Source organism: Pseudomonas turukhanskensis (assembly GCF_027922365.1).
Lineage (GTDB): Bacteria > Pseudomonadota > Gammaproteobacteria > Pseudomonadales > Pseudomonadaceae > Aquipseudomonas > Aquipseudomonas turukhanskensis.
This window is the reverse complement of record NZ_BSFN01000019.1, coordinates 31228-44855: the sequence shown is the minus strand read 5'-3', so window position 1 is coordinate 44855 and position 13628 is coordinate 31228. Positions and strand designations below refer to the sequence as shown.

The window sequence follows — 13628 nt, the reverse complement described above, 5'->3', positions numbered from 1 at the left end:
CTGTGCGCATTTCCAGCCTTTGGCTGCAGCACCCGGCTTATTCAGTGACAGCCCGCATTTTTCTGTTGCTCGCTGTGCCGCTACTGGCCCGGTTTTTCCTCGGTTGGTCGAATGGTTTCGGCTATGTGTCCGACCTGGCCATCGGCAGCCTGTTGTTGTTGCTGCTGCACAACCGTCCGCTCTGGCTAACTGTGCCGGTACTGTTGGTATGGAGCCTGTTTACCCTCAGCACCGCTGAGCTGGTGGGCGCCGTCGGGCGCATGCCCGAAGTCAGCGACCTCCAATACCTCACCGACCCACAGTTCGTTGGCCATTCCACCCAGGGTGGCGGCCTTACCTACCCGCTGCTGGCTATCGGCCTGGCGGTCGGCCTGCTGGCCAATCTGTTGATACGTCGCCAGCCAAACGCCGTGCGCCTTCCCCTCTATACGTTCGCCTTGCCGCTCGGGTTTGCCGCACTGCATGCCAGCGGCCAATATGTGGAGCCCAGCGAAGCGGTGCAGTGGAAGCAGTTCAACCTGCCCCACAAGTTGCTCGCCGAAGCGTTCAATAGCGGGCAACTGCGCCTGGAAGCCTGGCTGGACGATGACGCACCGGACAGCAAACCGGATATCGCCGGCCTCAGCCAACTCGACCTGGCCGGCACCAAGCTGTTCGCCGGCAAAGGCCAGGCAAAGAACGTCTTGATCGTCACCCTGGAAGGCATTCCCGGTGCCTACATCGCCGCCGATCGCCAGGCCCTGAACAGCAGCTACCAGCAAGACCTGATGCCACGTCTGAGCCAGTGGGCCGAACGCGGCATGAATACCCCCGATTACGTGCTGCATAGCCATCAGACCATTCGCGGCCTGTACGCCATGCTCTGCGGCGACTACAGCAAGCTCGACAGCGGCACACCAAAAGGTCTGGAGCTACTCAACAGCACCACGCGCAACCTGCAATGCTTACCAGCGCAACTGCGCGACCAGGGTTTTCGCACCACCTTTTTACAAGGTGCCGGCCTGCGTTTTATGGCCAAAGACAAAATCATGCCGCACATGGGCTTCGAGCAAACCCTGGGCCGCAGTTGGTTCAAGAACAAGCCGTACCTGGAATTCCCCTGGGGCATGGACGACAAGGCCTATTTCGAGGGTGCGCTCAAACAAGTGAGTGAACTTCGTCAGTCGAAAAAACCGTGGATGCTCACCCTGCTCACCGTCGGCACCCACCAGCCCTACTCCGCACCGCAGGACTACCTGGACCGTTACCCCAATGCCAAGCAGGCGGCCATTCGCTATCTAGATGACGCCGTTGCCGACTTCCTCGCTGGGTTGGAGAAACAAGGCGTACTCAAAGACACCCTGGTAATCGTCACCTCCGACGAATCCCACGGCATCGATGACGTGCGCCTGGCCTCGGCCTGGGGTTTCAACCTGGTTCTGGCGCCCGAGCAAAGCCGCCTGCCGAAATTGAAAAGCGGCGTGTATGGCCATGTCGATCTCACCGCCTCGGTGCTCGACTACTTTGACTTCCAGGTTCCGCCCAACCTCTCCGGTCGCTCGCTGTTTCGCGACTACAGCACGGGCCGCGAAATCATGTCCTACACCAATGGCTTGCTGCGCCAGCATGACGGCAAGGGCACCTTTACCGAGTGCGACTTTCAGCAGATCTGCCGGCGCTACGCCAGCGCCGGCTTTATTGCCGACCAGGCCAAATACCTGGGCCGCGAGCGCGGCAAACAGGCGCGGCTGATCAGTGCGCGCGCAGCGCTGCTGGATCAGTCGTTGAGCAATGGCGAGATCGGCCAGCAATACCAGTTCGCCAATAACGAGCGCATCAGCCTTAAAGCCGTAGCCAAGGACGACTGGGCCGACAACCTGATTGGCGCCCAGTACCTGGAGTTGCCGCAAGGCACCCACACCAAGGTCACCCTGACGATTCGCGCCGTGCGCCTGGCCAGGCAAGGGGCTCGGCTGCTGCTGAAAACCAAGGAGTTCGACCGCGATGTGGCAGGCCTGATTCCCGAGTTGCCGTATCTCAAGCCCGGGCAAACCCTCAAGGTCAGCTTTGGTTTCGATAACCTGGAAACCCGCAAGGCCTTCTCTTTTCACCTGCTCGGCGAGGGCCGTGGTGCCATCGAGATCACCGACTTCAGCGTAATCACCCAGCCGCTGCTGCCGCCGGACTTGCTCGATCTGGAAAAAACCGAAGAGAGCGCCCAGCTGGAACCTGAAGACAACGAAGCACCCAGCACCGATCAGGTCGAGCTCTAACTGCGTTTATTCCACCAGGCCGACCCGCACCAGGCTGCCGGCGGCCTGGTCGGTAAGCAGATACAGATAGCCGTCCGGGCCTTGGCGCACATCGCGAATCCGCCCCAGCTTGTCGCTGAGCAAGCGTTCCTCGTGTACCACCTCATTGCCCTTGAGCTCCAAGCGAATCAGCGACTGATCGGCCAACGCGCCGATAAACAGGTTGTGCTGCCAGCCGCTGAACCGCTCGGCGTTGTAGAACGCCATGCCGCTGACGGCCGGCGACTTTTCCCAGACAAAATGCGGCGGCTCGGTACCGGGCGCCGTCTTGCCCTTGGCCTCGCTGATGGGCAGCAAGGTGTAATCCACGCCATGGGTCGCCAGTGGCCAGCCGTAGTTTTTGCCGGCTTGCGGAATATTGATTTCATCGCCGCCACGGGGCCCGTGCTCATGCAGCCAGAGCGCGTCGGTCCACGGGTTGAGCGCCGCGCCCTGGGCATTGCGATGCCCGTAAGACCAAACCTCCTCCCGCGCGCCGGGCTTGCCCACAAACGGGTTGTCCTTGGGCACGCTGCCATCGGCGTTAAGGCGCACCACTTTGCCCTGCAACTTGCCCAGGTCCTGAGCGGCCATGCGCTGATAGTTCTCCCCCAGGGTCACGTACAAATGGCCTTGCCCGTCGAACACCAGGCGCGAACCAAAATGGTTGCCTGTGGACAACTTCGGCGCCTGGCGGAAGATCACCTGAAAGTCTTGCAGACGGCTGTTATCGGCCGACAATTTGCCGCGCCCCACCGCCGTACCGGCCAGCTTGTCGTCACCGGCCTCGGCGTAGGCCAGGTACACCCAGCGGTCTTCGGCAAAGCTCGGCGAGACCGCCACATCCAGCAGGCCACCCTGCCCGCGACTGAACACCGACGGCGTTCCGCTCACCACAGCAGAAGAGCTGAAATCGCTGGCCACCAGCCGCAACTGTCCCGGCCGCTCGGTGATTAGCACCTGGCCATCAGGCAAAAAGCTCATGCCCCACGGGTGCTGCAAATCGTTCACCAGGTACTCGACCTGCAAGGTGCCGCGCTCGCTGGCTTGTTGAAAGTTGTCTTGGGCCTGAACCGTTGCCCAACCGCTTGCCACCGTTAAACCGACTACCGCCAGTGTTCTGAAAACCATCACGCCATCTCCCTGCCGAACATCGAGTGGGCAAAAGACTGGCAAAAAAACGCCGCCACGGCTGAGTGCAATTGCAACGGGAAACTACGAAGCGCGCCTAATAATCCGCGTACTTGCGCTCAATGGCCTCGTACTCGCCACTGCGGCGAATGGCGGCCAGGCCTTGGTTAAATTGCTCGCGCTGGATCTGAAAACGAAACCCCACCTTGTACGGCGTGGGTGGGAACAGCGGGTACCACGTCAGCGGCTGTGTAACGTCGACCATATCGAGCACATCTCGGTTGAAATAGCGGATCACCTTGGGATCACCGATGATCACGTCGATCCGCCCACTGTAGAGCAGGCGGTTTCGCGCCACTTGCTGAGCCTCTTCACGGTAGTTGGGATGGTCCTTAACCACCGCCGCGAACTCAGGCCCCAAGAGAAAACGCGCACGTTGAAAGGCGCTGATCGAAACCGAGCGCAGGTCTTCGAGGGTGCGAATCTGCAGCTTGCGCGAGGCCAGCGCCGCCACGGTGTTGTGGTAGTAGATGTACACATCCGAGTAGTAGGCCGCCACACCGCTCATCTCGTTGGTGGTAGCGATGCAATCGATTTCGCCCCGCCCAAGCATCACATGCAAACGCTCCATCGGCGCAAAGTACGGCTCCATCTCATAGCCCGCACTGCGCAAGGAGGCCTGCACCAACTCGTAGTCCAGGCCCGCATGCTCGGCCTCGAATACATAGGGCGGTTTATTGGTGCCAAAGCCGATCCGAAGCGGATCAGCCAACGCCGGCAGGCTCAGCAGCCAGAACAGCGCCAAGGTTTGGAGCAAGCGGGACATGCCACCTCCTTGGTCCATGGACGCGTTACCTGAGCATAGCTGCCCCGTGGGCGTTGGCCTGAACCAATGCGCGCTGTACGGCGTCACACAGCTACCTTGGTCTGCCCCGGAGCGTATCGATGCCCCTTTTCCCCTTTGCCGGCCTGGCCCTTTTGCTAATGGCCACGGCCTTGCCCAGCCTGGCTGCCGAACCGCTGCGCCTGGTGCATCTGCAGCGCTGCGGCGACCTGCTGGCAAGCGGCCCTTTAAGTTACTGCCTCAGCGCCCAAGGCCTGCAAGCCGGTGCGGTGCGGGTGCTCCTCGACGGCCAGCCGTTGGCCGAACAACATGTCCAGCGCGATGGCCAACAGCTACGCCTGCAACTGGACCCCGACACCTACAAAAGCGCGCCCATCTGGCTGGAGCAGGAAGGCCAGGCCAGCAACCCGGTATGGCTCTCGCTGAATAGCAGCCATGTGCTAGCCGCCAAGCCCAATGAAGTGGCAAAGAACATGGACGGTCTGACCACATACACCAATCTGGTCAGCCTGATCATCGAGGAAAACGCCGACGGCCTGAGCACGGCCCGGCAACTGGCGAAAAAATACGGCGCCGAGGTGGTAGGTGCCATCCCGCCACTCAACACCTACCAACTGCGGCTGCCCGCCACCACGCTGCTGGAGCGCGATGCGCTGGTGTTGCGCCTGGGCACCGAGGTGAATGTGGATGCGGTGGTGGTCGAAGAGTCCGGCGCCGAAGAAGGTGAAGGCAGCAACGAGCTGGCCGCCGGTAAACAACCCCCGGAAGAAAAACCCAGCGGCGACGAGTGGGCCGCCAATCGTTTTCTCGATGCCGTGAACTACTATCAACGCCGAATTCCCGCCACCCACAAGCCGGTGCCCACCACGCCGATTCGTATCGGCGTGATTGAACGCAATGTGGACTTCGACACCGCCGATTTCAGCGACTACCTCGGCGCTGCCCCGCGCAGCGACGGCAAGCCGCACACCCGCCTCTACGCCCGCGATGCCAGCAAGCCCGACGGCCACGGCACCACAGTGGCCGGCATTCTGGCGGCGCGCTGGGACAAAGGCGGCAACACCGGTTTTCTGCGGGGCCTGGACGGCGCCGGGCCGGGTTTTGAAGTGATTGTGGAGCGCAATTCCGATGCCGGCATTACCGCCAATATCGCCGCCTCGGTAAACCTGGTGGAAGACGGCGTGCGGGTGCTGAACTGGAGTTGGGGCATTCACCGCGTGGGTGCCAAGAATATCCAGGGCGATGAAATCGATTCCCTGGTGCGCTCGGGCCTGGCCATGAATGGCTATGAAGAATTGCTCGAAGAGTTTTTTCTCTGGCTGCGCGCCAAGCACCCGGATGTAATCGTGGTGAACTCGGCCGGCAATGGCTCCTCCTACTCCGGCGCCGACGAATACCGCCTGCCCTCCTCGTTTATCACCGACCAGTTGTTTGTGGTCGGCGGTCATCAGCGCAGCGAGCGCCAGGACGTGGCGGTGAACGATCCGGCCTATGTGGTCAAACGCAGTTCTTCCAACAGCGACATGCGCGTCGACATTACCGCCGCTGCCTGCGCCCACGCCTCCACCGTTCAGGCCGATGCCGCCGGCGACGCCCACTGCGGCACCTCCTACGCAACACCGATGGTCACCGGCATTATCGCCGCCGTGCTTTCCATCAACCCCGATTTGCACCCCGAGCAAGTGCGCATGCTGCTGCGCCGTAGCGCCATGACCATCGGCAAAAACTTCGACTTCGAACCCGCCGATGCCGAAGACCTGACGGCACCGATTTTGCCGTCCGAGCGCGACTACGATTTGAACAACAAGGATGTCGGCCGCTCGGCGCGGCTGGATATGCAGAAAGCCCTGGACCTGGCGGTAGAGAGTCGAGACCGGGTTCGATAGGGCGAATTCGCTGAACGCATATCCGCCCATACATAGAACGTGCGGTGGATACGCTGTAGGAATATTCGCCCTACACTGCTCGTTTTACCTGCCAGGAGAACAGCATGCTCAAAGCCCAATACCAGACTCGCGGCCCGGTGCCGCAGGACGTGATCGAAGCCGTCGACCTGCAACTGCCGGCACCAACTGCAGGCCAGGTGCGCATTAAAGTGCTGGCCGCGCCGATCAACCCCTCCGACGTACTCACCCTCACCGGCCAGTACGGCATGCTGCCGCCGCTGCCAGCTATTGGCGGCAATGAGGGTGTGGGCAAAGTGGAAGAATTGGGGCCGGACGTCACCGCCCTCAAGGTCGGCCAGACCGTGTTGCTGCCCGTGGGCTGCGGCACCTGGGTCACCCACCTGAACACCGACGCCAGCAAGCTGATTGCCCTGCCCGATGCCGACCCGCAGCAACTGGCAATGCTCACCGTCAACCCGCCGACTGCGTCCTTGTTGCTCAGCCAGTTCGTGGACTTGCAGCCCGGTGAATGGGTGATTCAGAACGCTGCCAACTCCGGCGTCGGCAGCTACCTGATGCAACTGGCCAAACTGCGCGGCTTCAAGACCATAAACGTGGTGCGCCGTGAGTCGGCGATTGCCGCTACCCAACAAGACGGCGGCGATGTGGTGCTGGTAGACGGCCCCGACCTGGCCAAGCGCGTACGCGAAGCTACCGGCAGCGCCACCATCCGCTTGGCCATCGACGCCGTCGGCGGCGCGGCCACCGACCACTTGGCCGCGTGCCTGGGTGAAGGCGGCACCGTGGTGAACTACGGCATGATGAGTGGCGAGCCGTGCCAGGTATCGCCATCGGCCATCGTCTTTCGCGACGTGACGCTAAAAGGCTTCTGGCTGGCGAAATGGTTCCGCGCGGCCAGTCAGGCCGAGCAAGGCAAGGTGTTTGGGGAATTGGTGCAACTGATTGCCAGCGGCAAGCTGAAAACCCGGATTGCCGCGACCTACGACGTGAGTCAGATCAAAGAGGCTGTAGCAGCAGCGGCCGGTGGCGAGCGCGAAGGCAAGATTTTGATCGTGCCGAAGTAAAAACAACACCGTCGTCCCCGCGCAGGCGGGGATGACGGTGAAGGTTGAGCAATTACTCCGCCGCAGGCGCTTCTGGCTTCTTGCGCTTCAACGGCGCCATACCATCACCGCTCACCAGCGAGCTTTTCGGCTTGTTAGCGGTTTTGCGCTTGGTCGGCGACTTGGCCACGGCCTTCTTGTCGCCTTTCTTGTCGGTCTTTTTCTTCTTCACGCCCACGGCTTTGCCCGAGGCTTTGACCTTTTTCGGGCCGCCGTAGGTGCCTTTCAATTCCTTGATGGTGCGGCGCTCGAAGCTCTGCTTGAGGTAGCGCTCGATGCTGGACATCAGGTTCCAGTCGCCATGGCAGATCAGCGAAATCGCCAGGCCTTCGTTACCGGCGCGGCCGGTGCGGCCGATGCGGTGCACGTACTCGTCACCACTGCGCGGCATGTCGTAGTTGATCACCAGGTCCAGGCCGTCCACGTCCAGGCCGCGGGCGGCGACGTCGGTGGCCACCAGAATCTTCACCCCGCCCTGCTTCAGGCGGTCAATCGCCAGCTTGCGGTCTTTCTGGTCTTTCTCGCCGTGCAGCACAAACACCTTGTGCTCGGCAGCGACCAGGCGCCCGTAGAGGCGGTCGGCCGCCACGCGGGTGTTGGTGAAGATAATGGCTTTCTGGTACGTCTCATTGGCCAGCAACCAGTACACCAACTGCTCTTTGTGCTGGTTGTGGTCGGCGGTAATGATCTGCTGACGCACGCCATCGCTCAGTTGGCTGACGGCATTGAGCTGCAGGTGCTGCGGGTCTTTGAGTACCGAGGCAACCATTTCACGCAGGCCGTTGCCGCCACTGGTGGCGGAGAACAGCATGGTCTGGTGCGCACCTTTGCACTCGCCGGCCAGACGTTGCACGTCTTCGGCAAACCCCATGTCGAGCATGCGGTCGGCTTCGTCCAGCACCAGCACTTCCACGGCCTTGAGGTCGAGGTTGCCGGCGTTCAATTGCTCCAGCAAACGGCCCGGGGTGCCGATCAGAATATCCGGCACCTTGCGCAGCATGGCGGCTTGCACTTTGAAGTCTTCACCGCCGGTGATCAGGCCGGATTTGATGAAGGTGAACTGGGAAAAACGCTCCACCTCTTTCAAGGTCTGCTGCGCCAGCTCGCGGGTTGGCAGCAGAATCAGCGCGCGGATGACCACGCGGGGCTTGGCATCGCCCATCAGGCGATTGAGCATCGGCAGCACGAAGGCGGCGGTTTTACCGCTGCCGGTTTGCGCGGTAACCCGCAGGTCTTTCCCTTCCAGCGCCGGCGGAATGGCCGCGACTTGTACCGGGGTGGGCTCGACAAACTTCAGCTCGGCCACGGCTTTAAGCAGGCGTTCATGCAGGGCGAATTGGGAAAACACGGGGGGCTACCTCGGCGAAGATCACTAAACAGCCGCATAGGTTACCGGTTGTTGCCCCGGAACGCCCGCAGTCTGTGCAGGCTATCGACGCGAGGCGCGCCGCACGGCATTACAAAAACGCCTTGAACTGGCATTCTTGCGCCCGGAAAAAACCGCCCCACAGGAAACCCCATGACCGTTCTCGCCATTGCCGCTGCTTGCCTTATCGACGCTCAAGGCCGTTTGCTGCTGGTTCGCAAACGCGGCACCCAGGCCTTTATGCTGCCCGGCGGCAAACGCGAACCGGGCGAAACGGCCCTAGCCGCCTTGCTGCGTGAGCTGCTCGAAGAACTGAACCTGGCGCTGCCAAGCGAAGCCTTCACCGTGCTCGGTCAGTTTCACGCGCCGGCGGCCAACGAGCCCGATACCTGGATTGACGCCGACATCTTTATCGCGCCGCTCAATCAGAGCGTGGCCGCTGCTGCCGAGCTGGAAGAGTTGGCCTGGCTCGACCTGCACGCCCCCGAGCGCGACGACCTGGCGCCGCTATTGCGCTTGCACGTGCTGCCGCGCCTGCTTGCGCAGCACGTGAATGCTGTCCCAGCCGGTTAGCACAATCGCCAGCCAGATCGGGATATAGGTCCACAACTGCGCCGGGTTGAACGTCTCCCCTAGAAACAGCACCGCCACGGCAAACAGCAGCGCCGGCTCCACATAACTGAGAATGCCGAACACACCGAGCGGCAGCAGCCGACTGGAAGCCATCATTGCGGCAAATGCCAGGGTGCCCAGCAGGCCGATGCCCGGCAGCAGCCACCACATGTGCGGCGCCTGGGTGAACAGATCGGCCGGGCCATAAATGTGGATCAGCCAGATCGCCACCGGGGCGAGCATCAGCATTTCCAGAATAAAACCCGAGAGCGAGTCCAGGCGCATCCAGCGGCGCAGCATGAAATACGGCGGGTAACCCAACGCCGTCACCAGCGTGGCCCAGGAAAACGCGCGGGTCAGCCACAGTTCATGCAGGACCCCCAGCAACGCCAGCCCCACGGCGATGCCCTGTAGCGGGCTCAGGCGCTCCTGATAAAACACCCGGCCGACCAGCACCATGGTCAGGGGCAGCAAAAAGTAGCCGAGGGTGACGTCCAGCATCATGCCCTGCAGCGGCGCCCAGAGAAAAAGCCCCCACTGAATGCCGATCAGGGCCGCCGCTACCGGCAACGCCAGCACCAGCAACGGCTCGCGGCGCAGGCGCTGCAACACGCCGAACAGCAGGCCCCATTGCCGCGACAACGCAACCAGCAGCAACACCAAGGGAATGGACCAGAGCACACGCTGGGCAAAAATCTGCACACCGTCGAGCGGCGCCAGCTGCTTTACATAGCCCGGCATAAAGGCGAACAGCAAGGAGGCTGTCACCGACAATGCCACCCCGCGACCGGAGAGCTTCATGTCTGCTCCATGAACCAAAATAGCCGGCGACCATAGCGCGGTTGCCGGGTTATGTCGCGAGGGTAGAGCAGATACATGGGATGGGTGGCGACAGAAACGCGGTGGGGATGTGCAGGAGCGACGCCCTCCTCCGTCATTCCCGCGCAGGCGGGAATCCAGAATAGTGGTGTTTACGCAGAATTACGCCCGATCCAAAAGTCTGGGTCCCCGCCTGCGCAGGGACGACGCTGGGATTTCAAAGCTGCGCCAACCCCACCGGTTGCCGATGCTCAGCCAGATAGGGCAACACCGCCGCCAGCAACGGCGCCTTGAACGCCTCCTGAAAGCGGTGTGCCAACCCCGGAATCAACTTCAACTGAGCGCCCCTGATATGTGCCGCCACATGCACACCATGCATCACCGGCAGCAGCGGATCGGCCGTGCCATGCACCACCAGCGTCGGCACCCGCAGGCGATCGAGCAATGCCACACGGCTGGGCTCGGCCAGAATCGCCAGAATCTGACGTTGCACCCCGGCGGGATTGAACGCGCGGTCATACGCGATGGCGGCTTGTTCTTTCAGCAATTCACGGTCGTCATGAACGGTGGGGCTACCGAGGGCGGCCAACAGGTCGGCTTGTTGCTCAATGGCCACTTCGCGGTTCGGCGCTTCGCGGCGGGCCAGTAACGCCAGCAAGGCCGGCTTGGGTTCTGGCAGGCCCTGGGCGCCGGAACTGGTCATGATCAGGGTCAGGCTGGCCACACGCCCGGGCGCCATGTCGGCCATGTGCTGAGCGATCATGCCGCCCATGCTTGCGCCCAGTACGTGGAAGCGCGAGACATGCAGGTTATCCATCAGGCCCAGGGCGTCCTGCGCCATATCGGTCAAGTGATAAGGCGCCGCGACCGAAAAGCCGAGCTTGTAGCGCAGCACTTCATAGGTGAGGTTGGCCGACTCCGGCGCCTGTGCCCAGGTGGACAGACCGACGTCGCGGTTGTCGTAACGAATAACCCGAAAACCTTGCTGGCAGAGGGCAACCACTACCTCATCCGGCCAATGAATCAACTGCCCGCCCAGACCCATCACCAGCAGCAATGCAGGGTCGGACTCACGGCCGATGCTCTGGTAAGCGAGGTTCACTTCGCCCAGATCGGCCCGTTGAGTTGGAACATTGACATCACACCGCGAGGCCGCAAAAGACGGCAAGGCACACCACAAGGCGGCCCAGAAAAGAAACGCACGCATAAGAAAACACCAACACGCAAACCCCAGTAAGGCCGGATTGTGCTGACAGACGCAGGATCGCGCTGCCACACAACCGTGACAATTTGATGAAGGGCGCCGAACGGTCATGACTTCAACACAATTTCTGTAGGAGCGAGCGTGCTCGCGAATTGGTATTCAGACCTACGCCGTAGGTGCGCACGGGCAACGCTTCGCGAACACGCTCGCTCCTACGACGCTCGCCACCAAAATGAGCGGCACTCAATACAAAGCAATTGATCGATAGATTAATTCACGTTAGTTTCGCTCACGTTCGCCCCACCACCCGCGTCGAGAGCCCACCATGCTGGAATTGCGCCACCTCAAAACCCTGCACGCGCTGCGCGAAACCGACAGCCTGGTGGACGCCGCCGAGCGCCTGCACCTTACCCAATCGGCTCTCTCTCACCAGTTCAAGGAACTGGAAGAGCGCCTGGGCATGCCGCTATTCGTGCGTAAAACCAAGCCGGTGCGCTTTACCAGCGCCGGCCTGCGTCTGCTGCAATTGGCCGACTCGCTGCTACCCCAACTACGCGCCGCCGAGCGAGATATGGCGCGACTGGTTGGCGGCACAGCCGGGCGTTTGCATATGGCCATCGAATGCCACAGCTGCTTCCAATGGCTAATGCCCACCATCGACCAATTCCGTGACGCCTGGCCGGAAGTGGAACTGGATCTGGCGTCAGGGTTTTCCTTTGCCCCGCTGCCGGCGTTGGCCCGCGGTGATCTGGACCTGGTGGTCACCTCCGACCCCATCGACCTCTCCGGCATCACCTACGTACCACTCTTTACCTACGAAGCCATGCTTGCAGTGGCCAACCAGCACGACCTGGCCAAAAAGCCCTATATCGTGCCCGGCGACCTGGCCAAGGAAACCCTGATCACTTACCCCGTGGAGCGTGACCGCCTGGATATTTTCACCCGTTTTCTGGAACCGGCCGATATCGAGCCAGCACAAGTGCGCACCTCGGAACTGACAGTGATGATGATGCAACTGGTGGCCAGCGGCCGCGGGGTGTGCGGCCTGCCGAACTGGGCGCTGCACGAGTACAGCTCGCGCGGTTATGTGACGGCCAAACGGCTGGGGGACAAGGGGCTGTTCGCCACGCTGTATGCCGGTATTCGCACCGACATGCTTGATGCGCCATTTATGCGCGACTTTCTGCTGACCGCTAAAGACACCTCGTTCTCCACCCTTGAAGGCGTGAGCGCGGCGAAAGAAAAGTGAAGCCTTTCGCCCTCTCTACCCTGTGCAGAGAGGGCTTGCCGACTCCTGGCAAGCGACGCTGTCAGCAGCCATCACCCATGCGCCGATACTCAAGGACATGGCGGTCGCCGACGCTGTCTTCGTAAGTCATCCAGGCCGGGCCGACCGTGCACGTCGGGTTATCGGTTTTAATCGAAATAACCCGTGCGATGTCCAGCTTCATTCCATACGCATAGGTTTTGATCGGTGGTTGATCCGGGCTTTCGTGGTCGGTAGACGTCTGACTGGCCAGCGTGACGCCGACATAGCCGGCCAATACGAGAAACACTAAAGCTTTGGCTTTCATCGGTATTACCCCTCAGGTACTGCTTGGGTGATTGATGAGCGGCACGCTTTTGCATGAAGGTGCACACCCCTGCGCCGCAAGTTGGCGGCGTGAGTACCTTAGGGTTTGGTGGAGCTATATGACGTCAGACCTGAGCCAGAGACTGGCGCGAAAACTCCTATGCATCGGAAGTATTTTCGATATGCCGCGTAGGGAAATACTGAGCCAGATCGACCGTCTGATTCGCCCTCCCTACATTGCGCAGAGAGGGCCTGCTGACCGCTAGTGGTCAACCATTCGAACAGCCATCGCCCATCTGCCGATACTCAACGGTATGGCGCCGGCCTTGATGGTCTTCGAACGTCATCCACGCTGGGCCGACGGCGCATTCGTGGTTGTCATTGGAAATGGAAATGACGCGGGCCACATCCATTTCCATGCCGTAGGCATATTGCTCGACTGCAGGTTGTTCCTGGCTATCGCTGAGGTTCGGCAACTCGCCGGCCAGAGACGCGCAGGCGTAGCCCGCCATCGCCAGTAAAACTAGAGCTTTCATGGGGTGTTTACCTGTTAGGTGGTGCTTCGAGGAGTAGTCGGCTGGCGCCTTTTTTCGTGGAAAATTTGCCAGCCGAGGTTGCTGCTTGGGTGTCGATTGGAGCCCGCCGAAATCGGGTGGAAAACGGCGGTAAAACCATGCCTTTCCGAGCATGTGCCCCTGCGTGGAGGGCGTGTTTATTTTAGGTTTTGGCCGGGTGCGGTTTAAGCGCGAAGATGGCCAAGGACTGTTGACTGGAATCGCAATAATCGGCCGTAGAAGAC

The 13628-nt window shown here is 61.3% G+C and carries 12 protein-coding genes; 5 read left to right on the top strand and 7 right to left on the bottom strand.

The annotated features are described in order from the left end of the window. Window positions 1-2: 2 nt before the first annotated feature. Entirely contained in the window at window positions 3-2252 is a 2250-nt protein-coding gene (locus PKE98_RS22075; protein WP_271197560.1) for an LTA synthase family protein, read from the top strand. A 6-nt stretch (window positions 2253-2258) separates the two neighbouring features. Here the strand turns inward: PKE98_RS22075 and PKE98_RS22070 are convergent, their stop codons facing one another. Both PKE98_RS22070 and PKE98_RS22065 read right to left on the bottom strand, forming a co-directional pair. Further along, entirely contained in the window at window positions 2259-3401 is a 1143-nt protein-coding gene (locus PKE98_RS22070) for a PQQ-dependent sugar dehydrogenase (RefSeq protein ID WP_271197559.1), read from the bottom strand. Between the two features lie 97 nt (window positions 3402-3498). Beyond that, on the bottom strand, window positions 3499-4227 hold the full coding sequence (locus tag PKE98_RS22065; RefSeq protein WP_271197557.1) for a substrate-binding periplasmic protein: 729 nt from the start codon (window positions 4225-4227) through the stop codon (window positions 3499-3501). Between the two features lie 119 nt (window positions 4228-4346). Here PKE98_RS22065 and PKE98_RS22060 point away from each other — a divergent pair, with 119 nt between their 5' ends. Both PKE98_RS22060 and PKE98_RS22055 read left to right on the top strand, forming a co-directional pair. Beyond that, a complete protein-coding gene (locus PKE98_RS22060; protein ID WP_271197556.1) occupies window positions 4347-6131 on the top strand; it encodes a S8/S53 family peptidase in 1785 nt (594 codons plus the stop codon). Between the two features lie 104 nt (window positions 6132-6235). Next, on the top strand, window positions 6236-7216 hold the full coding sequence (locus tag PKE98_RS22055) for a zinc-dependent alcohol dehydrogenase family protein (protein ID WP_271197555.1): 981 nt from the start codon (window positions 6236-6238) through the stop codon (window positions 7214-7216). A 52-nt stretch (window positions 7217-7268) separates the two neighbouring features. Here the strand turns inward: PKE98_RS22055 and PKE98_RS22050 are convergent, their stop codons facing one another. Continuing rightward, window positions 7269-8603 (bottom strand): DEAD/DEAH box helicase, encoded by a 1335-nt coding sequence (locus PKE98_RS22050; RefSeq protein WP_271197554.1) that lies wholly within the window; start codon window positions 8601-8603, stop codon window positions 7269-7271. Between the two features lie 171 nt (window positions 8604-8774). Between PKE98_RS22050 and PKE98_RS22045 the strand changes: the two genes are divergently transcribed. Next, window positions 8775-9194 (top strand): NUDIX hydrolase, encoded by a 420-nt coding sequence (locus PKE98_RS22045; RefSeq protein ID WP_271197553.1) that lies wholly within the window; start codon window positions 8775-8777, stop codon window positions 9192-9194. Here PKE98_RS22045 and rarD read toward each other — a convergent pair. Continuing rightward, on the bottom strand, window positions 9129-10034 hold the full coding sequence (gene rarD / locus PKE98_RS22040) for an EamA family transporter RarD (RefSeq protein WP_271197552.1): 906 nt from the start codon (window positions 10032-10034) through the stop codon (window positions 9129-9131). The two genes, PKE98_RS22045 and rarD, sit on opposite strands and share 66 nt — an antisense overlap. A gap of 235 nt (window positions 10035-10269) precedes the next feature. Next, entirely contained in the window at window positions 10270-11259 is a 990-nt protein-coding gene (locus tag PKE98_RS22035) for an alpha/beta fold hydrolase (RefSeq protein WP_271197551.1), read from the bottom strand. A 322-nt stretch (window positions 11260-11581) separates the two neighbouring features. Here PKE98_RS22035 and metR point away from each other — a divergent pair, with 322 nt between their 5' ends. Beyond that, on the top strand, window positions 11582-12505 hold the full coding sequence (gene metR, locus PKE98_RS22030; protein ID WP_271197550.1) for a transcriptional regulator MetR: 924 nt from the start codon (window positions 11582-11584) through the stop codon (window positions 12503-12505). Window positions 12506-12566: 61 nt separating this feature from the next. Here the strand turns inward: metR and PKE98_RS22025 are convergent, their stop codons facing one another. Together PKE98_RS22025 and PKE98_RS22020 are read right to left on the bottom strand one after the other, a co-directional pair. After that, complete coding sequence (locus PKE98_RS22025; RefSeq protein WP_271197549.1) at window positions 12567-12830, bottom strand: DUF2790 domain-containing protein; 264 nt, start codon at window positions 12828-12830, stop codon at window positions 12567-12569. A 268-nt stretch (window positions 12831-13098) separates the two neighbouring features. Next, window positions 13099-13365: a DUF2790 domain-containing protein gene (locus PKE98_RS22020; RefSeq protein ID WP_271197547.1), complete on the bottom strand. Its 267-nt coding sequence runs from the start codon at window positions 13363-13365 to the stop codon at window positions 13099-13101. Window positions 13366-13628 lie beyond the last annotated feature (263 nt).

Coding starts and splice junctions, on each gene's coding strand:
- PKE98_RS22070 (WP_271197559.1), bottom strand. CDS start 3,401: ATGGTTTTCAGAACACTGGCGGTAGTCGGTTTAACGGTGGCAAGCGGT.
- PKE98_RS22065 (WP_271197557.1), bottom strand. CDS start 4,227: ATGTCCCGCTTGCTCCAAACCTTGGCGCTGTTCTGGCTGCTGAGCCTG.
- PKE98_RS22060 (WP_271197556.1), top strand. CDS start 4,347: ATGCCCCTTTTCCCCTTTGCCGGCCTGGCCCTTTTGCTAATGGCCACG.
- PKE98_RS22055 (WP_271197555.1), top strand. CDS start 6,236: ATGCTCAAAGCCCAATACCAGACTCGCGGCCCGGTGCCGCAGGACGTG.
- PKE98_RS22045 (WP_271197553.1), top strand. CDS start 8,775: ATGACCGTTCTCGCCATTGCCGCTGCTTGCCTTATCGACGCTCAAGGC.
- rarD (WP_271197552.1), bottom strand. CDS start 10,034: ATGAAGCTCTCCGGTCGCGGGGTGGCATTGTCGGTGACAGCCTCCTTG.
- PKE98_RS22035 (WP_271197551.1), bottom strand. CDS start 11,259: ATGCGTGCGTTTCTTTTCTGGGCCGCCTTGTGGTGTGCCTTGCCGTCT.
- metR (WP_271197550.1), top strand. CDS start 11,582: ATGCTGGAATTGCGCCACCTCAAAACCCTGCACGCGCTGCGCGAAACC.
- PKE98_RS22025 (WP_271197549.1), bottom strand. CDS start 12,830: ATGAAAGCCAAAGCTTTAGTGTTTCTCGTATTGGCCGGCTATGTCGGC.
- PKE98_RS22020 (WP_271197547.1), bottom strand. CDS start 13,365: ATGAAAGCTCTAGTTTTACTGGCGATGGCGGGCTACGCCTGCGCGTCT.